Here is a 22,043-nt window from a genome sequence, read left to right as displayed (position 1 = left end):
CCCTAATTCAATAATTCGCCGGTTTCTTGCAGGGAGTGCAGGCGGCGGTAAATGCCTTGTTGCTTCAAGAGTTCGTCGTGGCTGCCAATTTCGACGATTTTACCGCCGTCTAATACAACGATCGCATCGGCTTCGCGAATTGTACTCAGTCGGTGGGCGATAATTATGGTGGTGCGCGTACCCAAGATGTTTTGCATGGCTAGTTGGATCGATCGCTCCGACTCATAATCCAAACTAGAAGTAGCTTCGTCAAAGATTAACACGTCCGGCTCCACCAACAAAGCCCTGGCAATCCCCAACCGCTGCCGCTGACCGCCGGACAAACGCATTCCCCGCTCCCCGACAACGGTATAGTAACCTTGGGGCAACAAGCCGACAAACTCGTCTACTCTGGCGATGCGACAAGCTTCCTCAACTTGCTCAAAAGTTGCTTTCCGGTTGCCGTAAATCAAATTTTCCAATAGAGTACCGTTAAATACGTCTACTTCTTGATGCACGATGGCTAAACGCTTGCGGTAGCGAGTCACGTCTAAGCTGCAAATGTCCTCGCCGTCGATCAGAATGCGGCCGGAGTTGGGCTCGAAATACCGAAATAGCAGTTTAACTAATGTTGATTTCCCCGAACCCGATCGCCCGACTAATGCTACTGTTTGACAGGGATAAATCAACAAATTTACATCCTGCAAAACAGGCTTTTGGCGATCGTACCCGAATGTCAGCCCGCAAAACTCGATTTTGCCAGTAAATTTATAGGGCGACGCCGATACAGCATTTTCTGCATATAAATTGCCTGCATCTACACCGTCTGGCAATTGCATAAACTCGTGAAACCGGATCATTGAAGAATACCGGCGGGCCAATAATTCGGCGATAATGCTAATCGGACGCAGTTGGGAATAAGCCATGCTTGCTAAGGTGTAAACCGTAACAAAATATCCCAGAGATATCTGGCCGGCGACTGTTGCTGCCAAACTAAAACCTAGAACTGAAAACAAGCAAAGCTGGACGATCGTCTGCTGGTATGTCCCCAGGATGACGTATCCTTTGTGAATGCGGTTAACTACTACTTTCAATTCGCGATCGAGTCTGGTTGTTTGTCTTTTTAGTTCGTCTGTTTCCGTCGCAAATGCTTTGACTGTTTTGATGTTGGTAATAATTTCTGAGTTGCGGCTTTCGGTATTTTCGATGTATTCATCCAAAATTGCTTCGCGCTGAGTGACTTGTCGGAGGCTTTGGAGGGTGAAACTGAGGATAAAGAGGAAGGAAACCAAAATTAATAAGCCGATCCGCCATTCAATTAACCAGATAACTGCAAAGATGCCGATTAAGCGCACGACTTCGGGGATGAATTCACCGGCAATTTCTGGGTAAGTCCAAGTGTGGTTGGCGATGCCTTTGGCGATGCGGCTGGCAATCCGTCCGGCGTTGTTTTCGTCGTAGAATTCTAGGGGTAAGGTGAGGATTTTGCCGATCGCTCCTTTCATTCGATCGCGCCGCGCTGTTAATGGTAGCGCCCAGTGGAACCAATTTCCCACCCAAGGCTGTATGGGTGCTTTGGCGACTGTTACGATAAAAATCAAGCCCAGCAAGACGGATAAGGATAATATTTTGCTTGGTGACTGCTGGGTAAATGAGGCGATCGCAGCGATCGATTTTTGCGTTATTGTGTCTGTAGGTCGATCGGACAATACGTTTAAGAGTTGCCCGATCGCGTAGGGTACGGCTAAATCTGCGATCGCAAACAGGCTGGATGCACCGATGCTCAGAACCGAGGTTTTCCAGTAATTGTTGTAGTATTTGATGATGTCCTGAAAGCTTGCCATAAATTTCTTGTGAGATACAACCCCTTCCAAACACTTGAGTTTGATAATTGCGCGCGACTGCGGTCGGACTACGATCATACTACAAAAGTAGTTGGTGGGGGAAATCTATGGGATAACAGCAGATAGGCTCAGCTAACTCAGGAGTGCGATCGCTGATTTGACATAGATATGATGGGGAAGGGGCGATCGATCTGCTGCACTCGATCGCCCGCGATGATATTTCAAGCGTTGATGCAGCAACAGGAAACCACAGATTAACGTTCCTTAACGCAGATAGTTTCCCAAGAGCGATCGAATTAATGCAATGCCGAACTCAGTTGTGGTGTCGCAGAAGTCCTTGTACTTGTAGTTTTGGGCAACAATTGATTTAGCGCATCGCACAAGTATTTTTTCACGGTGTCCCTGCTTGCACCCACGCCACTGGGAATGGTAAAAATCATCTCGACAGTTAACAGATTGTCATCCTCTGAGGCAAATACATCTATCGGCAAAGCGCGCTGAAAAGCTGTTGCGGGATTTTCTGCTTTCATCACACCCATACTCACATCAGTGCTGACAGTCTTGATCCCCTCGCGGGCTAAAATGGGTCGCAATTGCGAAAATGCTTTTTCTACTGATAATCCCTCAACCTGAACCCGCGCCGAAAAGGCAGCACCACTGAGAAAGTCGCCTTTTTTTTGAAAGCTTTCCTCGCAGGTTGCAGCAACAGCGGGGCTAGCTAAACACATGAGAGCAAACGTCAAGAAAATCGATCGCATATTAAGTTACAAGTATAAAAGCCTCATCAAGCTCAGGATAAGCATCACATAAGAGTTTGGCAAGTGCTGTCTGAGGGCAAAAAAATATAGAAGACAGAATTTGCTGAAAATTCTGCCTTCTGAGCAATGCTTTCTAATTCTTAGGTTCTCAGTGCTGGAGGCGCGCGAACTCAAAAACCCGGTTCCTGCCTCAAGTATCTCCCGAATCTATCGACGATTTTTCTGAGAAACCGGGTTTTTGCATAAGTCCTAGTTCTATGCGCCTGTTAGCTGAAGGCGTAGGCTGATTGCATCGCCCACCAGATCAGGAAGCCGATGCCGCTGCCAATGACGATCGCCGAAAGGCCGATCGCGATCGGGCTGTCAGCTCCTTTGAACTTCATGATTCCGCGATTTAAGTCTGACATGAGCAGTGTTCTCCCACGATTGCAGCTTGATTGTAGCCTTGCCTTGGGCGAATGACGGTTAAAAGCACTGCAATTACTGATTTTTTTAACAATCAAGCTGCTGCAAATTCAGGCGGGGCGCGGCCCGGCGCGCTGTCTGAAGTGTCTGAAAAAAAAACTTATAAAAAAGACTTGACAAATTCGGAGAATTGAGACATGATAGTTAAGACCGCAGGAAATGCGGGTGTGGCTCAGTGGTAGAGCGTCACCTTGCCAAGGTGAATGTCGCGCGTTCGAATCGCGTCACCCGCTTTAGAAGATGGAAAAAATCAACAAGATCCAAGAGTATCAAAAGAAACTATTTGGTATACTCCCAGAAATGGTTGAAAATACCTAAGTTAGTGGTACAATTGAGTCCAGAACTTGCAAGTCAAAATTGCTGGTCGAGCTTCGGCTAGAAACAAGCAATTGAAAGCCTCGGGCAGAATTGACAAGCTTGATAAAGTGGATATGTTAACGATTATTTTTGCAAAAACGCTTTTTTTATCCGATCGCTCGTGCCATCCCAAAAAGCTCAAAAAATTGACTTAAACGATGAGTACCCGTGCCCTTGCCGGCGCAAGGGTCGTCTCGTACCCATAACGCTGACAGAAGCCTTTGGCTGCAACCGCTGTCAGCAAATATTTGTATTGGATGAAAGCGGACAGGTTATCGAACAACTATCAACAAACTATCCTTACAAGCAGGCTTGGCGCTGGACGGGGAAGCAATGGAACAGAGCGAATCCGGGTTTTCAAACCCACTACTTGCCACTGGCGCTAGGGATGATTTTGGTCCCGCTAGTGATTTGGTTGCCCCTGGCGCTGAACTCGCCCGGGCCGAATGTGATTCTGTGGGCAATGGTCGCCGTGCTGCTAGCAATGCTGCCGGCTCTGATGGTATGGCTGGCTTACAGGCGTTAGTTAAATGATAATAGAAGAATTTAGTCATTCATCAGATGGGGCAAATGTTGCCCGCCGCGCTTATCAAGCTTCTTTGGACTTGGCGGCGACAAAAAGCACCGATCGCGCTGCTGGTTTGCAGGCGATGGCGAGATCGCTAAAAGACAGACAAAATGACATTTTAGAAGCAAATACTCTGGATCTAGAAGCGAGTCGCGATATGGCGATTCCCGACTTGATTGTGGAGTGGCTGAAGCTGACACCGGAACGGATCAAGACAACTGTCCAAATTCTGGAACGGTTGGGGGAAATGCCAGATCCGATCGGCAGAGTGATCAATGCTTCCTATCAGGTCGATCGCTGTCAAGTATACTGTCAATCGCTGCCGCTGGGGGCGATCGCCCTAATTTACGAGGCGTTTCCCGAGTTGGGGGCGATCGCGGCGGGTTTGTGTCTCAAAACCGCTAACAGTTTGATTCTCAAAGGTGGCAGCGAAAGCTGGCGAACTAATGCTGTAATTGGAGAAGCTTTGAACTCGGCGATCGATGAGGTCGGTTTGCCGTCAGGATGTTTGCAGGTATTGCCGCCGGATCGGGGCGCTGCAATCCGCGATTTGGTGACTCAAGACCAATATCTCAATTTAATTATTCCCTACGGCAGACCGAGTTTGGTGCAGCAGGTGGTAAGGCTGTGCACTGCACCGGTGTTGCGATCGGCAATGGGCAATTGCTACCTCTATTGGTCGCCGACTGGTAGTTTGGAAATGGCAAGGTGGATGATTTTGGACAGCCATCAAAGTGTGCCAGATCCGGTAAATGCGATCGAGAAAGTGCTGATCGATCGCAACCAAAAGCCTTCTTCCTTAGTCAGGCTGTGGAACAGTTTAAAAGAAAAAGGCTTTCAAATTAGCGGAGACGCAGATCTCGTCGCAGATTTCCCAGAGTTGAAGCTGGCTGAACCCTACGAATGGACTCAACCTTACTTAAACAAAACCATAGCGTTTAAAGTTGTTGATAGTTTAGAAATTGCGATCGGTTGGATCAACCGCTACAGCAGCGGCCACGCTGACTCTATCGCCACTGAATCTTACTTAGAAAGTCGCCAATTTGCTCTAGATGTCAACAGCGCCTCAACTTTTATTAATGCCTCCCCTCGGTTTTGGCGCTATCAAAATCGGGGAGATGCGATATTTTTGGGAATGTCCAACCAAAAAGGTTATCGCCGGGGATTAATCGGGCTAGATACGCTGACGACAATTAAAGAAATTGTTCAAGGTAACGGACAATTTTAAGGTAAGTTGCTTCTTGTGAGCTATATCAATTCCGGTTGCACTCAAACATCATTGTTGACTGTTGACTGTTGACTGTTGATTGTTGACTGTTGACTGTTAACTGTTAACTGTTGACTGTTAACTCGATTTTATTATTCTGATGCAACCGGAAACGATATTATTGGTTATTGGTTCAAAATCCGATAACTTATATATACTATTATTTTCAATAAGCTGTTTGGAAACGGAATCTCCGGCTTATTTCACAAGAACATTAAATTTTTGCATAACAGGAAAACCTGTTGCTAACAATCATGCAATATCTCAGATACAATTAACTGTAGAAAGTTATTGAGTGACATCGAAATACTCTTATCCAAAACATGAAATCAGAAAAAAAACTCAATACTCTAGACAAGACTGAAACACCGACCTTAAGCGAAGAAACGCTAATTCACCACTCGGTATATGTTAAAAAATTGCGCCCGCTGCTGCCATCAGATGCCTTTGAACCGAATTCAAGCAAGTTAGGGATACTGCTGATAAATATCGCGATTTTATTGTTGGGATGGGGAATTGCTGCTAATCTCGATCGCTGGCCTGTCTATTTTTTAGGGCTTTACTTACCTTTAGCCGTCATCATGGGCAATAGTATCATAGTTTTGCTATTTAGCTCCCACGACTTGATGCACGGTAGCGTTCAGAAAAAGTCTCGCCTCACTTATCCGATCGCCTTTTTTGGCCTAAGTATGCTGTTCATGCCGCCTACTCAGTGGAAAAATCTGCACAACCTCGTACACCACAATACCACCAACTCCTTAGCAGACCCCGATCGCAATTACCTGTCCCAGCAGCCCGACACTTGGGGAAAATGGATTCAAAATCTATTTGTACCGTCGGTGGAAGTCAATCCGCTGTGGTTAATTGTCGGGATGGCCGGTTCCTGGTTTGTACACAATTTCCGCAATCTCACCTCGGTACTGTTATTCAACGATAAATCTGTCGATTACGTACCGGCTGCCTTTACAGTTAGTCCGAAAGATAGAAGAACGATCGCCTTTGAATGTCTGGGAATTGTCGCAATTCACCTGAGTATCTTGTTCTATCTAGAGTTTAACCCGATTAAAGTAGCTCTTGCCTACATTTTGCCGATCGCGATCGGTCATGCAGGTGCCATGTTCTACATCTTCACCAATCACATGGGCTGTCGGATGACCGAGATTAACGACCCGCTGATAAATAGTGCTTCGCTGCGGGTTCCTAAAATATTTGATTTGCTGCACTTAAATTTTTCTTACCACACAGAACATCACATTTTTCCCAGCATCAACTCAAACTATTACCCGATGGTGCAAGAGTTGTTGCAAATTCACTATCCCGGCCGCATGAATTTAATCGATGCTGGAGAAGCTTGGCGCTTGTTGATGCAAACCCCCAGACATTACAAAGATGAAGTCACCTTCACTGATTCCTCTGGAACAATGGTCGTGAATTGCTCGATTGTGGAAGAATACAAAGGCTGATATAGTCATATTTTAATAAGTAAGGTGCGCGAGCGCACCTTACTGCTAGTCAACAGTAAGGAGCGAAAACTTAATAACTTAAGCACCTCCTACAGCTTTCTCTCCTGTAAGTTTTGAGATAAAAGTCGGCTATTCCTCGCCTATCTACGTTATCAAGAAGATCGTGGTAACAAGCAATATCATTTCCGTTTGATGCAGAATTAGAGCGTTTTAAGTTTTGTCGGTACGGGTGCAGTTAAATATTTGATAAAAATCGAAAAATTATATAAACCCGCCCCGCCCCTACTACAATTCCGATGTTACCGGATTTAATATAATTAGCCGGACATGACATCAAAGCCTGTCCGGGAATGCTAGCGATTAGGCATGAACCATTAAATATTGACCGTTGCCGTTGTATTCGCCGTCGCAACTCGCAAAATTAGACACAAACCACATCAAGTAAAACCGCCAGATGCGGCGGAATTTGGCATAGTCGATGCCGTAGTCTAAATCTTTGACTGTTGCCTGAGAATCGTCAAAGTTTTTCAGCCAGTTAGCAAAGGTTGTGGAGTAATTGTATCCGTTGAGATACCAGCTTTTTATGGTTTTGAGGTCTTTGTTGTGGCTGGGAACTGCATCGTATTTCCAGTAACGGCCGTGGGGGAAAATGTATTTGTGCGTGAAAACGCTGGATATATTGTTGGGAATGCGGACTGTAATAATGTGAATGAAAACTTTGCCGTTATCCTTCAGGAAAGAGGCAAGCTGTTGGAAACCCTTCGTTAAATTGCCTATATGCTCAAAAACTCCGATGGAGAGAATTTTGTCAAATTTTGTCTCGAAGTTGGCGTCGTTCAAATCGCCTTCATATAGGGTAAATCGACCTGAACTAAGGTAGCTTTCGGGGTCTTGCATCTTCTGACGCATATACTCGCATTGGTTGTGGCTGAGGTTAATGCCAGTAAACTGGACATTGGGGAATTTGGAAAGAATGTAATTGGGAACGCAACCCCAACCGCAACCAAAGTCTAAAATGCGATCGCCATCCTGAATCTCTAGCTTTTCAATCACATCATCAATCATCTGCATTTGCGATTGTTCAAGGTTGGCGGCTCCTTTTTCCCACAGCCCCATGCTGTACTTAGGATAAATGAGTTTTCCGTCGCCTAACATCGGATTCAGCATTGCTTGAGGTAAGTCGTACTGAATTTTCATTAAATCCCGCGGCCCTTCGGCTGTATGGTCTGTTTCTGTTAGTACCCATTCGTAGGGTGCGAGCAGAGAGGGAAAATACTTAAAAAAGACGGGCATACAGGTATCAAAAAGCGATCGCAATACAGAATCTGGTACTTCTAAGCCGTTGATATAAGACTCTGCTACTGCCATTTGCACCGCGTTAACTGCACTGACTGCGAGGCGGGTTGCTCGGTAGGCAATCGGGCTTTTGAGATGGATATTACCTACGATCGGAATGTGCTTTTCGATGTTTTGTAGGGCTGTTGATGAACTCATGATTATATTGGTTTTAAAGATGCTGCTATTCTATCTCACAAAAATTTGCTGGCCGTTATAGGGTCAAAAACCTGAAACTATTACTAATTAAGGTTCTAAGAACTAAAGCCTGCTAAAATATAAAAATATGTGGCTGACAGGTCGGATTAGGCAACGAATTTATAAGGCTTTCAGCCCCTATTAAACTATTAAGAATAATTTAATTTTGTCAATAAAAGTAACGCTAGAAAACAGAACTCCCAACTCTGCGACTTCTTGAAGAAGTTGGGTATCTAATAGCGATCGAGTGAGGCGATCTTTTTCTGAATGTCCCGTATCGGGCCTCAGCTTAGCGGTTGAGTTCGGAAAATAAGAGAAAATCCTGATACAGTTAAGCAATCAGGGCATATAGAAAAGAGTTTGAAAAATTGGGTTGGCATCGCACCGGTTGATGGCGATCGCAGATTTGAGCGAGATTTCTCGCGCTATTCAGGTTGGAGATGCCACAGATGCCGCACATTCACTATCTGCCGGACGATCGCACGATCGAGATAGACGACGACGATATAATTCTCGAAGCTTCCCTCAGTGCCGGCATTCCCCACACCCACATCTGCGGCGGTAGCGCCCGGTGTTCGACTTGCCGCGTCTTGATTGTCGAAGGTTTGGAATTTTGCTCTCCGCGCACCTCGTCGGAAGAGGAACTTGCAAAAAAATTACGCTTAGAGCCCGAAATTAGGCTGGCTTGTCAGACACAGATTGCTGGCGGGAAGGTGATTTTGCGCCGATTGGCGATCGATTCTGAAGACTTGGAAGCATTTAACGACGAAATGGTCGGAAATTTGATTTCTGCACCTGTGGGACACGAGAAAAAAATTGCAATTTTGTTTGCTGATATTCGAGGGTTTACTGCGTTTGCAGAATCGCTGCTACCCTACGACGTAATTTATATTTTAAATCGCTATTTCCAGAAAATGGGTTTTGTAATCAATAAGAATGGTGGGATGATTAATAATTATATGGGAGACGGTTTCATGGCGCTATTTGGGTTAGAAAATCCCGAAAAGGCGGCGGAACAAGCAGTGAGGGCGGGAGTCGAGATGCTGGAGGAACTAGAGAAACTCAATCCCTATTTTGAGGCTTTATACCGTCACCGATTGCGGATTGGGATTGGGATTCACTGCGGTTTGGCGGTTGTGGGGAATTTGGGGGCGTCGAACAGTCAGACAGTTACGGCGATCGGAGATGCGGTGAATTTTGCCAGCAGGATCGAGGCTGCGAACAAGCAAGTAGGAACGAGTTTGTTGATTTCCGAGGAGACTTATCAGGAAGTCAAGGAATTGGCGATCGTCAATCAATGCGTATTAGTTGAAATTCCGGGAAAAAGCGGCGAATATCCGCTCTATGAAGTAGTCGGAATGCCACCGCTGCCCGTGGAAATCGAAGATTTATTTGAGGTAAGAAAAGTTTCAATTTGGCAAATTTTTGTAAATAAGTTACGGGTTTGGTCTGCTGCGGTTTACAATTGGATTAGGAAAATGTTGAGTTAAATTATAAAACTATAGCCTTTCTCAGAAAGAGGAAGTACTATCCGGCCTAGGGCATAGGGCTATCCTCACTTTTGTGAGAACCGCTATATAAAGCAAGTTTCTTTTTGTTATAAACTCGATAATATGAATATCCCCAAGTCAATAGTTCGCATTTTTATAATGCTCCCGAACGGTCAGATTGGAGTACAACTGCGAGATAATATTCCCGGTATTGCCAGTCAAGGAATGGTTTCTACTTTTGGTGGTGGCGTGGACATTGGAGAAATTCCACAGCAGGCAGCAGTGCGAGAAATGGAGGAAGAAACTTGCCTCGCAATACATGATTACACAATGGAATTTATCGCAACTTTTACTCACCAAAAGACCCAAAACGATATAAAGATTTTACAAAATAACCATCTTTTTTTGGCGATAGTTAGCGATTACGATAAAATAGAAATCAAAGAAGGTGTCGGTTTGGTAGTTTTGAGAAAAGATGTAGATTTTGAAAAAGTCAACGCAGGGGAGGGTACTCAAATGGCTTGGAAATTTTTACAGGAATATTTAAAATCGCAAACCACACACGACCTTTTAGCCACCAGGAAAATGAAATTTTAATAGAGAATTCATGTACTATGTTGTCGCGCATTTAAATCGCATATTCATGGCGGGCAGGATGCCCATCCCACAAGAGTTTTATTATTTTTTGACATACAGTCAAAATGGAGAATAGCTTATGTTGTCTAATACGAATTCCGACTACGAATTATTACTGCAACGGGCGATCGCGATCGCAGCCAAAGCACATGAGGGGCAGGTTGATAAGGCAGGTAATCCCTATCTCGATCATCCGCTATTTGTGATGGAAAATGTAACTTCTCTAGAGCAGAAAATCGTAGCGGTTCTCCACGATGCAGTCGAAGATTCTGAACTTACACTTGAGCAACTTAGAAGCGAAGATTTTCCTGAAGTTATCGTCTCGGCGATCGCGGCGATTACCAAAATAGAAGGAGAGGCTTATGCAGCTTATTTAGAACGTGTGATTGCCAACCCGATCGCACTGCGAGTCAAAATCGCTGATGTTACTCATAACCTTGATATTCGTCGCATCGCCAATCCGACAGAGGCAGATTTTCAACGCATGGCAAAATACAAAAAAGTCCTCAGTCAGTTGCGTGCGGCCTTAAAGTAATTATTAACCGCAGATATCCGCTTTCATCCGCGTGCATCTGCGGTTAAAAAAAAACAAATCTAAGCCATCACCATCCCCCCATCCACATTAAAAACCTGCCCCGTTATATAAGCCGCCGCCGCATCCGCCGCCAAAAACTTGACCATCCCCGCAACTTCCTCAACTTCGCCGTATCTTCCCAGCGGAATGTATTTCAAAATCTCATCAGACTTGACATCCTTCGTCATATCTGTAGTGATAAAACCCGGTGCAACAGCATTCACAGTTATGCCACGACTAGACAATTCCTTCGCCACAGTTTTAGTAAAACCAATTACCCCAGCCTTCGCCGCACTGTAATTAGCTTGTCCGGGATTGCCCATTTGTCCGGTCACCGAAGCAATATTAATAATTCGGCCGCTGCGCTGTTTCAGCATGATTTTACTCGCAGCTTTCGCGCACAAAAACACGCCGGTTAAATTCAAATCAATCACAGCTTGCCAATCTTCCAGCTTCATCCGCAACAGCAAAGTATCGCGGGTGATGCCTGCATTGTTCACCAAAATGTCAATCCGCCCCCATTTTTCCATGACTTTACTGATGAGTGAATCCACTTGGTCAGTTTTGGAGACATCTGCTGCAAGGGCGATGGCTTCTCCGCCAGCAACGTCAATTTCTGCGACAACCTCATCAGCAGCAGCGCTGGAACTGGCATAGTTGACGGCGACTTTAGCGCCCTCTGCGGCTAGGGCTAAAGCAACGGCGCGGCCGATTCCCCGCGATGCACCGGTGACGAGTGCAACTTGACCCCGCAATCTCTGATATGTCTCTGGCAATAATTCCATAATTGTATCCTCGCAATCTACCAGAGAATTTTGCACTAAAATCGAGCCAGAACCAAAAAAATTATTTTGTCTTATGGCAGTTCAAAAACAGTTCAGCAGTTTTGAGGAGTTACTATCGGGCTCCGATTTGCCCGTGTTGGTAGATTTTTACGCTACTTGGTGCGGGCCTTGTCAGATGATGGCACCGATTTTGGAGCAAGTCAGCGGTCAAACGAAGGATAAGCTGATGGTGGTCAAGATTGACACGGATAAGTACGAACAGTTGGCGTCGCAGCATCACATTTATGCTTTGCCGACTTTGGTACTGTTCAAAAATGGTGCTGAGGTCGATCGCATTGAGGGAGTGATGCAAGCGGCGCAGTTGATCGATCGACTGCAACCTCACTTGTAACATCAGCCAATTATCTCACACGTAGGGTGCGTCAACTAATATCTGATTAATTATGAATAAGATAATCCTAGTTGACGCACCTTACTCATGAAAACTCCCAGCCACGCGATTATCAATCTCGCCATTCTCGGTAGAGCCCAGCATTCTGAGTTGAATTTGCTCATCGTTACGGGTGGAATCTTACCCGACATTCCGATATTTTTATTTTACTTTTGGGCGAAATACATTGCTCGTTTGCCGGAAGCTACAATTTGGTCAACTGCATATTATGAACCTTTTGTCCAGAATATTGTGGCGCTGTTTCATTCAATTCCTCTGGCGGTTATTGGCTGGGTAATTGCTTATTACTTCGGCTGGCAAAGCGTGCAAATTCTGTTTCTCAGCATCATCCTGCACTCTCTGGGAGATTTGCCAGTCCACAATGACGACGCTCACCGACACTTTTTTCCGTTCAGCAATTACCGTTTTATCAGTCCGTTTTCGTATTGGGATAGAAAGCACTATGGGTCTATTATTTCTGTGGTGGAAATGCTGTTAGTGCTGCTGTCTACTTTCCGCGTTTTTGGTTTTGTCCACTCTTATATTGGGAAAGGATTGTTGATTTTGGTGAATGGTTTTTACTTAATTGGAGCGGTGTCTTTTTACGTTCGCTCTTTAGTTTCTAGTTCTTAACTATGCTGCTGCAATTGCTCTCTCACCTGATTATCGAGATTGTTTTTGCCCAATTGAGGGCGATCGTACTTATGGCATTATCATTGAAGCTGACCCACCCTGCTACTACTTCTTCAAATTTAAAATTTACCTTCCCTAAACTCTCCCCGCCAGTGTTCAGTAGCGTTGATAGGACCAGGGATAAATTCTCCATTACTCCAAGTAGTATTGTAAAAGAATATATCTCCTTGTATAGCACCGCATACTCGTGCCCCCAGTAAGTTGCTTCCTATGAATTTAGAATAACTAATGTCAACTCCTGCTAAATTAGCATCTCTCAAATCGCAATAAAAAAAATAGACACCAAACCAATCTTCATCCCGACTAAATCGAGCATTTCTGAAATCAGAAAATATAGCCATTCCCAAGCCAACATTTTCCAAACAAGCACAACTAAAGTTGACATAGCTTAAGCGAGAACGACTCAGGTCAATATCACGCAAGTCAGCACCGCTCAAATCTACACGATGCTATTTTATCCTGAAAATTTCGCTCGCCCTCGCCATAGCGCCGGAGCAATTCTTCAGCAGACAACGCTCTGTTTAAATCGTTTTGAATCCTGCCGTCAGGCATAGTCACTTGATGAAAAATAGTCTGCTCTGTTGTTTTAAGATCATTCAAATTGGCATCAGTCAAATTAGTGTCAATCAGCACAGCACCCGTCAAGTCGGCATTCGTCAAGTCGGCACCTGTTAAGTCAGCACCAGTCAAGTCAACATTAACCAATTTAGCATTCCTGAGATTGGCATTTCTCAATTTTGCCTTAATCAGTAAGGATTGATTCAGACATACTCTTTCTAAGTTAGCATGGCTCAAGTTAGAATTAATTAAATTAGCCCGCTCCAAACTAGCGTCTTCCAGATTAGCGCCGCTCAAGTTGATATCAACCAGGAAAAACTCGGAGAGATGAAAATTTTTCAGGTCTATACCCGAAAATTTTCTCTCTCCAGCTATATACCGTCTCCGTAATTCTTTTTGCTCGTATAGTCTCGTTAAATGGTTTTCGTCCACCACTTTTTTTCACCATAAATAATATTAGTTAATTTTAGCAGAACTATTTGGTGAACCCGCCCTTACAGGTTTTTGAGAATGGTGCAACATATGAGTATTAATCAATTTAGCATTTCTGAGATTAGCATGGCTCAAATTAGCATTAATCTCAGAACACTAACTGCGCCGAATGTTAAAACAACACCAATCTTGGCGCTTCCACAAAGTAGCGACAATCCAGCCGTGCTGTTCGAGAGTATCAGCAATTGGCTTAGCTTGGTCGAGCAAAATGCCACTGAGCACGGCCCATGTACTCGGTTTGCTAATGGCGGTGAACTGCGGGATTAAATCTATGATTACTTCTGCTAAAATGTTGCACATCAAACCGTCGATCGGCTCATCTACCATTTCTTTCAAACGATCGACCGTTCCGAGTTCTGCGATTAACTGCTGCGGGTTAACGCGGTTAAGCTGTCGGTTGCTAATGGTCGATCGCACCGCCAAAGGATCTGTATCCAAAGCATAAACCTTTGTAGCGCCCAACAACACCGCGCCGATCGACAAAATACCCGATCCGCAGCCAATATCCGCAACGATGCACTCTTTGTCATCAAAACCGATACGCATTTCCAGCGACTCCAGACAAAGCTGAGTCGTAGCGTGAGCACCCGTACCGAAAGCCACACCGGGATCTAAACGCAAAATGACGCGATCAGTATCAGTCGGCGCGGGCAGCCATGCGGGATTAATTAAAAAGCGATCGCCCACTTCTTGAGGCTGCCAGTGCTGCTTCCAAGTGCTGCCCCAATCCTCCTCTTCAATTAAATTCCACTGCATCGCAGGTAGGGGCAAACCTGCACACAGAGCATCTTGTCGCAGCCACAGAGACAGGGCAGCCAAATCCAGCAATCGGGCTTGTTCTTCGGGCAAATAAGCCGACATCAGGCAGGAATTGCTTTTGATCTGAGTGGCTGTTCCCCGACACTTAAATTGTTCCAAACGCCAAAAAATGATATCTTCCAGCGCCGGATCGCAAATAATTCTAATTTCCCACCAGCTATGTGCCATAACAATTTTAGATTTTAGATTTTAGATTTTAGATTGGCCCGTCAGGAATTGGCAACTGGGAACTGGGTAGTGAAGAATCAGGATTGACTAATAGAAACAATTCAGCTTTCTGGCTTTTTTACCAATGACTAATTACTCATTACCAATTATCAGTCCTTGTATCCAAAATCTAAAATCCTTAATCCTTCAAAGATTTACCGTGCAACGATTTTATATTTTAGATTAGCAGCTTCTAAAATCCTTAATCCTTCAAAGATTTACCGTGCACTGATTTTAGATCAAGGATTCTTCGACTTTGCGAGCGAACAAGTTTTAGCTTTTAGATTGGCAGTCACTCAAATCCTTAATCCTTCAAAGATTTACCGTTTAACGATTTGAAATTAAGGATTTGAGATTTTAAACTTCGCAAGCGAACAAGTTTGAGAGTTTAGATTTAAAATCCTTAACCCTTTAAAGATTTACCCTGTAACGATTTTAGATTTTAGACTTGAGATTTAAAATCCTTAACCCTTTAAAGATTTACCCTGTAACGATTTTAGATTAAGGATTTTAGATTGACATCTAAAATCCTTAATCTAAAATTCTTTAAAGATTCACCGTGTAAGCATCCCGAATTCCCGGAACTTTGAGAATCTCCGCCAATATGCCCTCTGGTAGAGGGTCATCCAGGCTCAAAACCATCACCGCATCGCCTCGCACGATTTTACGGCCTACTTGCATACTGGCAATATTGACATTAAAACTGCCCAATTGGGAACCAATTTTGCCAATAATCCCCGGCATATCGCGGTGCAGGGTAAACAGCATATGGTTAGTCGGGCAAACGTTGACTGGGAAATCGTCAACGCTGGTAATCCGAATTTCGCTTTCGCCGAGCACTGCACCCGTGACTGTGTGTTCGCCCAGAGTTCCCTTGGCGGAGAGGCGCAGAGAGCCGGTATAGTCGCGAATTGAGGCGTCTCTGGTTTCGACGACGCGAATTCCGCGTTCTTTAGCTTCAATGCTGGCGTTGACGTAGTTGACACGCTCTCGCAGGGCTTGGGAGAGCAGGCCTTTGAGGGAGGCAACGACTACGGGCTGGCTTTGGTTGTTGGCGAGTTCGCCTTGGAGTTGAACGTTGAGGTAATCGACTCGGCCTCCGGCTAGCTGGCTGACGAGGTTGCCTAGGGTTTCGGCTAGTTGCAGGTAGGGTTTGAGTTTTTCGATCGAGTCTGGGTAAATTCCTGGGATGTTAACAGCCGATCGCGCCGGCAGCCCCAACAGTACATCGCGAATTTGTTCAGCCACGTCGATCGCCACATTCACCTGAGCTTCCGCCGTCGAAGCGCCCAAGTGAGGTGTCAGCACGATGTTTTGGCCGACACTCCGCAGCGGGGAATCGGCTTCGAGGGGTTCGTGTTCGTAAACGTCGATCGCTGCGCCGGCTATCTGGCCTGATTTTATAGCTTCTGCGAGGGCTGCTTCGTCGATGATGCCGCCTCTGGCGCAATTAATGATGCGGGCCGTGGGCTTCATTTTTGACAGCACTTCAGCGTTAATTAAGTGCAGGGTTTCCGGCGTTTTGGGGATGTGCAGGGTGATGTAGTCAGATTCGCGCATCAGCAATTCTAGTTCTACCAAACGGCAGCCCAACTGTTCGGCTCGTTCGGTGGAAATGAAGGGATCGTAAGCGAGCAGTTTCATGCCCATTGCTTTAGCTGCGGCGGCTAGGTGGGAACCAATTTTCCCCAAACCGACGATACCGAGGGTTTTTTTGTAGACTTCTACGCCGATAAAGCGGTTGCGTTCCCATTTACCGCTTTTGACGGAGGCGTTGGCTTCCGGGATGTGGCGGGACATCGAGAGCATCATGGCGATCGCGTGTTCGGCGGCGGCGATCGTGTTGCCTTCGGGGGAGTTGACGACTACAATTCCTTTGCGGGTAGCGGCGGGTACATCGACATTATCTACGCCGACTCCGGCTCTACCGATGATTTTGAGTAGATTTCCGGCTTCAATGATTTCTTTGGTAACTTGGGTGCCAGAACGGATCATTAAAGCGTCGTAATCTGGAATAATTTTAACCAGTTCGGCGGCTGAAAGTCCTGTGTTTACGTCAACTTGCGCGACTTGGGAGAGGATGTCAATTCCGGCTTGGTCGATCGGATCGGATACTAGAACTTTAGGCATAGCAAGCAATCGAGTGCAATAGTAAAAATAGGCCGAGCGTTGGCGAGCTCAAAGTTGAGACTTATGACTTAGAGCCGTATCTGACAGATCAGCTCAAGCTTGCCTTTGTGCAGTTTGAATTGTATCTGTATTCGGTCATGGTCGGTCATTTTTGCGGGAAATATTTTAGCTTTGGGGGCGATCGTCCTGGCCCGACCTCTATAAAACGCCCAATTCCTTAGCTAGCAAGTCTTTTCAGGCTATAATAAATTCCGGGTATCCGAACCTAACTATCAGGAATTGTTCTCAATGAATTATCTTATCGCCGTACTGCCCGATCGAATGCAAGCCGAAGCGGCCTACTGCGCCCTCGAAAAAGAAGGCTTACCGATGAAGCAAGTGAGTATTTTGGGCCGCGGCTACAAAACTGCCGATGAATTTGGTTTGATAGATCCCAACCAGCAAGCAAATAAACAAGCGAAACTCATGGCTATTTGGCTGATACCGTTTGGCTTTATTGCCGGGGTTACTTTCAGCTTGATGACTGAGTTGAAAACCTTTGCCTGGGCGGGCGAAATTGGCGATCATGCGATCGGTGGTGTACTCGGTGCGATCGCCGCTGCAATGGGCAGTGTGTTTGTTGGAGGCGCGGGCGGTATGGCTTTTGGTAGCGGCGATGCTTTGCCCTACCGCAACCGTTTGAATGCGGGTAAATTTTTGATTGCGGTTAAGGGTACTGATGATTTGACTGGGAAAGCTGCGAAGATTTTGCAGCAGTTTAAACCGGAAAATATCCAAGGTTATACAGAGACTTAGTTATTTGTTTGTTAACAGTTGACTGTTGACTGTTAACTGTTGACATTCAACTCGTGTAATATTTGGAGGCAGTTATGGAATTACAAACTATCCCCCTACATTCTCCCCTAGAATTAACGCTGGAATTAACAGACGAGCAGTTTTTTCAGTTGTGTATTGACAACCGGGATTTAAGATTTGAACGGACTGCTAGTGGAGGATTGATTATTATGCCACCTACGGGTAGCGAAACTGGTAATTTCAACATTGACTTATCGTATCAACTTCAATCTTGGAGCAGACAAAATAAGCATTTGGGAATTGCTTTTGATTCTTCAACTGGATTTAAGCTGCCCGACGGTACAGATATTTCTCCCGATGCTGCTTGGATTCGGCGCGACAGGTGGGATGCTTTAACTGCTGAAGAAAAAAAGAAATTTGCGCCGATTTGTCCCGATTTTGTGGTGGAATTGCGTTCGACTACTGACTCGCTAGAAAAATTGCGGGCTAAAATGAAAGTATATGTGAAAAATGGAGCGAGGTTGGGATGGTTGCTCGATCGCAAAAATAGAAAAGTAGAAATCTCCCGTCAAGGTTCAGATGTGGAAATTTTAGACTCGCCTGCAACTCTGTCAGGCGAAGATGTATTACCCGGTTTTGTTTTGGATTTAACTGATATTTTCTAAATTTGTAAGAAGACTCGGCGGTTGAAACCGCATCTATCAAGTCCAAACCCGCAGAGGGTGGTTAAAGAGGACAACAGGGGTAAAATTACGTTATTCGGCATCCAGCAGACATGGTTTGTATAAACCTGCTTTCAACCGCCGTCTTATCTTTTCCCACTCATTCATGATATGATAGGCTGCCAAAGGTTGCGTTTGGTATGACCTATGAAAATCCTCCACGGGACTTGGATTCCTCAAACAGAAGAGAGTTTTGTTCAAGGTGGAACTTTTTGTCTTTGGGTTGAAACCACTCAAAAGAAAAAACAGCCTGCTAAGGTTCATCCCCGACAATTGGAGACGGCACAGTTAAGAGAGTTTCTAACGAAAGAAGCCGGGATTCAACTGTCAGCAGTCAGCAATACAAGTGCGATGGGGCGAGAATACGCGATCGCCCCTCGGTACTTTCTACTACCCGCCGCCGACAACCAGCCGTTACCATCTTTAGAGTTAGCGCGATATTTAGAGACAGAGTTACCCGAAACATTGGAGTTGGAGTATTGGCAAGTTGATTGTGTGTGCATCGCCACCCACACTTTGACTAAAGTATTGAACGATCTGCATTTTTTTGCCCTCTACGATGTAGCAGAAGTTCAGTTTGGTTCAGACTTGCTATTTTGGTATCACTACACCCAAAATTTTAAGCAAATTGTTCTGAAAGATCATTATATTCCGGCGTTGCGCTATCGAGAAACTGCTCCGATCGCGATCGCACCCATCGAAACATCCGAACCCGCTGAGAAAGCCACGCGCGGGCGCAAGAAAGCGGGCGAGACAAAAACCAAAACAACTGCAAAAACTCCAAAAACACCTGCCAAAATTGAACCCAGCTTTGAGATTTATCCGGGATGGGAAATTGTTTCAACACAGTACGAAACAGATTTACAACGCTATGTTGAATGGATGCCTTTAGTTTGTGTGTCCGGTTTTCGGAAGATCCAGCTACAAGATACACCAAAGTTGTACGATCGCGAACGGTTGCTGCGGCATTTCTCCGAGTGTGCGATCGCGGAAATTGTCACTCAAACCCCCATCCCAGCATCGTTTGAAAAGAAGATTGCGGATTCTTTACTCCACATCTGCCTCAACCAAACACGAAAAATCGCGCGAGTAAGCCTTGATCAATACCGGCAATGGCAAACCTGGCGCGATCGCATTACGCGCAATCAATCTGCTGACTCATTCTCCCTCTGCTTTCAACTACAATCCCCCGAAAACCCCGAACAGCCTTGGGTTTTAGAGTTTCAGGTGGCTGCGAAAAAAGACCCATCTTTGCGGATGCCGTTGCAGGATTATTGGCGATCGCGATCGACTCAACAAAAACAGTTGCAAACACAATTCGGAGACAACTTTGAGCAACATTTGCTGACAAATCTCGGCTACGCTGCCCGCATTTATCCCCAGCTTTGGCAAGGGCTAGAAACCGACAAACCTGCTAACATTTCCCTCAGCTTAGATGATGCTTTCACCTTTCTCAGCGAGTCCGCTTGGGTACTAGAAGATGCCGGATACAAAGTGATTGTCCCCGCTTGGTGGACGCCGAAGGGACGACAACGGGCGAAGATTCGCCTGCAAGTCAAAGGGAAGGGCAGCAAGAGCGCTGCAATCAAGAGCAAAGGATTGTTTTCGGCGGATTCCTTGGTGGAATATCAATATGAATTGGCGATCGGGGGTGAACGGGTTAGCGAACAAGAATGGCAGGCGTTAGTAAATAGCAAAACACCGCTGGTGCAGTTCCGAGGACAATGGATGGAACTGGACAAAGACAAGATGCAGGAGATGCTAAATTTTTGGCAAAAACATCGCGAAGAAAACCCCGATTTAAGCCTGATTGACTTTATGAAGTTGACGGCAGAAGGAGAAGCGAGCGAACAGTTAGAGGTTGAGCGCGATCGGGCGTTATCGGATATGTTGGAGAAGCTAAACGATAAGAGTCGGTTAGAGTTAATTGCAGATCCAGCAAAGTTTCAGGGGAAGTTACGGGATTACCAAAAGCGCGGCGTTTCTTGGTTGAGTTATTTGGAAAGTTTGGGATTAAATGGCTGTCTTGCCGATGATATGGGTTTGGGTAAATCGGCGCAGGTAATTGCTCGATTATTGCAAGAGCGGGAAGTTTTATCTACTACAAAAGAGACAGAAAAAAAGACAGAAAAAGCGATCGCACCTTCGGTTCTACCCACGCTGCTAATTGCGCCCACATCCGTAGTTGGTAACTGGCAAAAGGAAATGGAAAAGTTTGCTCCAGAATTGCGATCGCTGATTCACCACGGCCCTCAACGTTTGCAAGATGCCAAAGCATTTAAAGCCGCCGTCCAAGGTTGCGATATGTTGATTACTTCCTTTACCTTGGTGCGAAAAGATGAGAAGCTGTTGAGCAGCGTAGCGTGGCATCGCGTGGTAATTGATGAAGCGCAGAATATTAAAAATCCGAAAGCGGCGCAAACCAAGGCGATTTTAAAGTTACCCGCTACCCATCGACTAGCATTGACTGGAACACCGGTGGAAAATCGATTGCTGGATTTATGGTCAATTTTTAATTTCCTCAATCCCGGATATTTGGGAAAAGAGGCACAGTTTCGGAAAATGTTTGAATTACCGATTCAAAAACATGGGAGTCGCATACAATCAGCCGCGCTCAAAAAATTAGTAGAACCTTTTATCCTGCGCCGTCTGAAAACCGATAAGTCGATTATTCAGGATCTCCCCGACAAAGTTGAGCAAAAGCTCTACTGCAATCTCACCCGCGAGCAAGCTTCGCTTTATGAAGCGATTGTGAAAGAGGTAGAACAAGAAATTGACGCGGCGGAAGGGATGAAGCGCAAGGGGATGATTTTGGCGACACTGCTGAAGCTGAAGCAAATTTGTAACCATCCGCGCCAGTTTTTGCAAGATGAAAGTGAGTTTACACCAGAGCGATCGCACAAACTGGAACGGCTGATCGAGATGATTGAGGAAGTCAAAGCAGAAGGCGAAAGTTTATTGGTATTTACGCAGTTTACAGAACTGGGAAGTGCGTTGGAAAAATATATTAAACAAACGCTACATTACAACACTTACTACATCCACGGGGGCACCAGTCGCGAAAAACGGGAACGGATGATTTCAGAGTTTCAAGATCCAGAGTCTGAACCTTCGGTATTTATTCTGTCACTGAAGGCGGGCGGCGTGGGAATTACGCTGACAAAAGCCAATCACGTCTTCCATTTCGATCGCTGGTGGAATCCGGCTGTGGAAGATCAGGCGACGGATCGGGCGTTTCGGATCGGGCAGGAAAAAAATGTATTTGTGCATAAGTTTGTGGCGATTGGCACTTTGGAAGAAAAGATTGACCAAATGATTGAGGACAAAAAGAAATTGGCAGGGTCAATTATTGGTGCTGATGAATCGTGGTTGACTGAGTTGGATAATGAGGCATTTAAGAAATTAATTAGGCTCAATAAAAATGCGGTTCTAGATTAGGAGAAACAACATAAAAGAGGGAGAGGGGGAGAGGGGGAGA

The 22,043-nt window shown here is 45.5% G+C and carries 21 protein-coding genes and 1 tRNA gene; 12 read left to right on the top strand and 10 right to left on the bottom strand.

Going from position 1 to position 22,043, the window contains the following annotated elements:
* Positions 1-2: 2 nt before the first annotated feature.
* From QUA01_RS12040 to QUA01_RS12030, 3 genes are all read right to left on the bottom strand, one after another.
* On the bottom strand, positions 3-1,823 hold the full coding sequence (locus tag QUA01_RS12040; protein ID WP_333092021.1) for an ABC transporter ATP-binding protein: 1,821 nt from the start codon (positions 1,821-1,823) through the stop codon (positions 3-5).
* A 296-nt stretch (positions 1,824-2,119) separates the two neighbouring features.
* Positions 2,120-2,551: a hypothetical protein gene (locus QUA01_RS12035; RefSeq protein WP_333092023.1), complete on the bottom strand. Its 432-nt coding sequence runs from the start codon at positions 2,549-2,551 to the stop codon at positions 2,120-2,122.
* Positions 2,552-2,847: 296 nt separating this feature from the next.
* Positions 2,848-2,988, bottom strand: coding sequence for a hypothetical protein (locus tag QUA01_RS12030; protein ID WP_194010048.1), 141 nt, complete (start codon positions 2,986-2,988; stop codon positions 2,848-2,850).
* Between the two features lie 219 nt (positions 2,989-3,207).
* Between QUA01_RS12030 and QUA01_RS12025 the strand changes: the two genes are divergently transcribed.
* From QUA01_RS12025 to QUA01_RS12010, 4 genes are all read left to right on the top strand, one after another.
* Positions 3,208-3,279: transfer RNA gene (locus tag QUA01_RS12025), tRNA-Gly, on the top strand.
* Between the two features lie 245 nt (positions 3,280-3,524).
* Positions 3,525-3,929: a hypothetical protein gene (locus QUA01_RS12020; RefSeq protein WP_333092024.1), complete on the top strand. Its 405-nt coding sequence runs from the start codon at positions 3,525-3,527 to the stop codon at positions 3,927-3,929.
* A gap of 4 nt (positions 3,930-3,933) precedes the next feature.
* A complete protein-coding gene (locus tag QUA01_RS12015) occupies positions 3,934-5,199 on the top strand; it encodes a glutamate-5-semialdehyde dehydrogenase (protein ID WP_333092025.1) in 1,266 nt (421 codons plus the stop codon).
* 362 nt (positions 5,200-5,561) lie between these two features.
* Entirely contained in the window at positions 5,562-6,701 is a 1,140-nt protein-coding gene (locus QUA01_RS12010) for a fatty acid desaturase family protein (RefSeq protein ID WP_333092026.1), read from the top strand.
* Between the two features lie 360 nt (positions 6,702-7,061).
* On the opposite strand, the gene QUA01_RS12005 is transcribed toward QUA01_RS12010, so the two are convergent.
* Complete coding sequence (locus QUA01_RS12005) at positions 7,062-8,195, bottom strand: SAM-dependent methyltransferase (RefSeq protein ID WP_333092027.1); 1,134 nt, start codon at positions 8,193-8,195, stop codon at positions 7,062-7,064.
* A gap of 488 nt (positions 8,196-8,683) precedes the next feature.
* Between QUA01_RS12005 and QUA01_RS12000 the strand changes: the two genes are divergently transcribed.
* From QUA01_RS12000 to QUA01_RS11990, 3 genes are all read left to right on the top strand, one after another.
* Positions 8,684-9,724: an adenylate/guanylate cyclase domain-containing protein gene (locus QUA01_RS12000; RefSeq protein ID WP_333092028.1), complete on the top strand. Its 1,041-nt coding sequence runs from the start codon at positions 8,684-8,686 to the stop codon at positions 9,722-9,724.
* A 123-nt stretch (positions 9,725-9,847) separates the two neighbouring features.
* Positions 9,848-10,321 carry an NUDIX domain-containing protein gene (locus tag QUA01_RS11995; protein WP_333092029.1) on the top strand — a complete coding sequence of 158 codons (474 nt, stop codon included), beginning with the start codon at positions 9,848-9,850 and terminating at the stop codon, positions 10,319-10,321.
* 118 nt (positions 10,322-10,439) lie between these two features.
* The gene (locus QUA01_RS11990; RefSeq protein WP_333092030.1) at positions 10,440-10,895 is read left to right on the top strand and encodes an HD domain-containing protein; all 456 of its coding nucleotides are present in this window, start codon (positions 10,440-10,442) and stop codon (positions 10,893-10,895) included.
* 59 nt (positions 10,896-10,954) lie between these two features.
* Here QUA01_RS11990 and fabG read toward each other — a convergent pair whose 3' ends face one another.
* Entirely contained in the window at positions 10,955-11,719 is a 765-nt protein-coding gene (gene fabG, locus QUA01_RS11985; protein WP_333092031.1) for a 3-oxoacyl-[acyl-carrier-protein] reductase, read from the bottom strand.
* Between the two features lie 73 nt (positions 11,720-11,792).
* Here fabG and trxA point away from each other — a divergent pair, with 73 nt between their 5' ends.
* On the top strand, positions 11,793-12,110 hold the full coding sequence (gene trxA, locus QUA01_RS11980) for a thioredoxin (protein ID WP_194010038.1): 318 nt from the start codon (positions 11,793-11,795) through the stop codon (positions 12,108-12,110).
* Positions 12,111-12,197: 87 nt separating this feature from the next.
* Complete coding sequence (locus QUA01_RS11975) at positions 12,198-12,782, top strand: hypothetical protein (RefSeq protein WP_333092033.1); 585 nt, start codon at positions 12,198-12,200, stop codon at positions 12,780-12,782.
* A gap of 119 nt (positions 12,783-12,901) precedes the next feature.
* On the opposite strand, the gene QUA01_RS11970 is transcribed toward QUA01_RS11975, so the two are convergent.
* The 5 genes from QUA01_RS11970 to serA all read right to left on the bottom strand — a co-directional run bounded on the left by QUA01_RS11970 (position 12,902) and on the right by serA (position 17,048).
* The gene (locus QUA01_RS11970) at positions 12,902-13,279 is read right to left on the bottom strand and encodes a pentapeptide repeat-containing protein (protein WP_333092034.1); all 378 of its coding nucleotides are present in this window, start codon (positions 13,277-13,279) and stop codon (positions 12,902-12,904) included.
* A complete protein-coding gene (locus QUA01_RS11965; RefSeq protein ID WP_333092035.1) occupies positions 13,266-13,835 on the bottom strand; it encodes a pentapeptide repeat-containing protein in 570 nt (189 codons plus the stop codon). The genes QUA01_RS11970 and QUA01_RS11965 overlap by 14 nt, the downstream gene beginning before the upstream one ends.
* Positions 13,836-13,856: 21 nt before the next feature.
* Positions 13,857-13,979 carry a pentapeptide repeat-containing protein gene (locus tag QUA01_RS27405; protein WP_442921568.1) on the bottom strand — a complete coding sequence of 41 codons (123 nt, stop codon included), beginning with the start codon at positions 13,977-13,979 and terminating at the stop codon, positions 13,857-13,859.
* 9 nt (positions 13,980-13,988) lie between these two features.
* Complete coding sequence (gene prmA / locus QUA01_RS11960) at positions 13,989-14,879, bottom strand: 50S ribosomal protein L11 methyltransferase (RefSeq protein WP_333092037.1); 891 nt, start codon at positions 14,877-14,879, stop codon at positions 13,989-13,991.
* 585 nt (positions 14,880-15,464) lie between these two features.
* Positions 15,465-17,048, bottom strand: coding sequence for a phosphoglycerate dehydrogenase (gene serA / locus QUA01_RS11955; RefSeq protein ID WP_333092039.1), 1,584 nt, complete (start codon positions 17,046-17,048; stop codon positions 15,465-15,467).
* 288 nt (positions 17,049-17,336) lie between these two features.
* Between serA and QUA01_RS11950 the strand changes: the two genes are divergently transcribed.
* The 3 genes from QUA01_RS11950 to QUA01_RS11940 all read left to right on the top strand — a co-directional run bounded on the left by QUA01_RS11950 (position 17,337) and on the right by QUA01_RS11940 (position 22,003).
* A complete protein-coding gene (locus tag QUA01_RS11950; protein ID WP_333092040.1) occupies positions 17,337-17,843 on the top strand; it encodes a hypothetical protein in 507 nt (168 codons plus the stop codon).
* Between the two features lie 74 nt (positions 17,844-17,917).
* On the top strand, positions 17,918-18,508 hold the full coding sequence (locus tag QUA01_RS11945; protein ID WP_333092042.1) for a Uma2 family endonuclease: 591 nt from the start codon (positions 17,918-17,920) through the stop codon (positions 18,506-18,508).
* Positions 18,509-18,712: 204 nt separating this feature from the next.
* A complete protein-coding gene (locus tag QUA01_RS11940) occupies positions 18,713-22,003 on the top strand; it encodes a DEAD/DEAH box helicase (RefSeq protein ID WP_333092044.1) in 3,291 nt (1,096 codons plus the stop codon).
* Positions 22,004-22,043: the final 40 nt, after the last annotated feature.

Source organism: Microcoleus sp. S36a_B3, assembly GCF_036700745.1.
In the GTDB taxonomy this organism is placed as follows: Bacteria; Cyanobacteriota; Cyanobacteriia; order Cyanobacteriales; family Microcoleaceae; genus Microcoleus.
The sequence above is the reverse complement of the archived record's forward strand: the minus strand, read 5'-3'. Positions and strand labels throughout refer to the sequence as shown.

Bases quoted from the DNA above. Each gene is read 5' to 3' on its own strand.
- QUA01_RS12040 (WP_333092021.1), bottom strand. From the start codon at position 1,823: ATGGCAAGCTTTCAGGACATCATCAAATACTACAACAATTACTGGAAA.
- QUA01_RS12035 (WP_333092023.1), bottom strand. From the start codon at position 2,551: ATGTGTTTAGCTAGCCCCGCTGTTGCTGCAACCTGCGAGGAAAGCTTT.
- QUA01_RS12030 (WP_194010048.1), bottom strand. From the start codon at position 2,988: ATGTCAGACTTAAATCGCGGAATCATGAAGTTCAAAGGAGCTGACAGC.
- QUA01_RS12015 (WP_333092025.1), top strand. From the start codon at position 3,934: ATGATAATAGAAGAATTTAGTCATTCATCAGATGGGGCAAATGTTGCC.
- QUA01_RS12010 (WP_333092026.1), top strand. From the start codon at position 5,562: ATGAAATCAGAAAAAAAACTCAATACTCTAGACAAGACTGAAACACCG.
- QUA01_RS12005 (WP_333092027.1), bottom strand. From the start codon at position 8,195: ATGAGTTCATCAACAGCCCTACAAAACATCGAAAAGCACATTCCGATC.
- QUA01_RS12000 (WP_333092028.1), top strand. From the start codon at position 8,684: ATGCCGCACATTCACTATCTGCCGGACGATCGCACGATCGAGATAGAC.
- QUA01_RS11995 (WP_333092029.1), top strand. From the start codon at position 9,848: ATGAATATCCCCAAGTCAATAGTTCGCATTTTTATAATGCTCCCGAAC.
- QUA01_RS11990 (WP_333092030.1), top strand. From the start codon at position 10,440: ATGTTGTCTAATACGAATTCCGACTACGAATTATTACTGCAACGGGCG.
- fabG (WP_333092031.1), bottom strand. From the start codon at position 11,719: ATGGAATTATTGCCAGAGACATATCAGAGATTGCGGGGTCAAGTTGCA.
- trxA (WP_194010038.1), top strand. From the start codon at position 11,793: ATGGCAGTTCAAAAACAGTTCAGCAGTTTTGAGGAGTTACTATCGGGC.
- QUA01_RS11975 (WP_333092033.1), top strand. From the start codon at position 12,198: ATGAAAACTCCCAGCCACGCGATTATCAATCTCGCCATTCTCGGTAGA.
- prmA (WP_333092037.1), bottom strand. From the start codon at position 14,879: ATGGCACATAGCTGGTGGGAAATTAGAATTATTTGCGATCCGGCGCTG.
- serA (WP_333092039.1), bottom strand. From the start codon at position 17,048: ATGCCTAAAGTTCTAGTATCCGATCCGATCGACCAAGCCGGAATTGAC.
- QUA01_RS11950 (WP_333092040.1), top strand. From the start codon at position 17,337: ATGAATTATCTTATCGCCGTACTGCCCGATCGAATGCAAGCCGAAGCG.
- QUA01_RS11945 (WP_333092042.1), top strand. From the start codon at position 17,918: ATGGAATTACAAACTATCCCCCTACATTCTCCCCTAGAATTAACGCTG.
- QUA01_RS11940 (WP_333092044.1), top strand. From the start codon at position 18,713: ATGAAAATCCTCCACGGGACTTGGATTCCTCAAACAGAAGAGAGTTTT.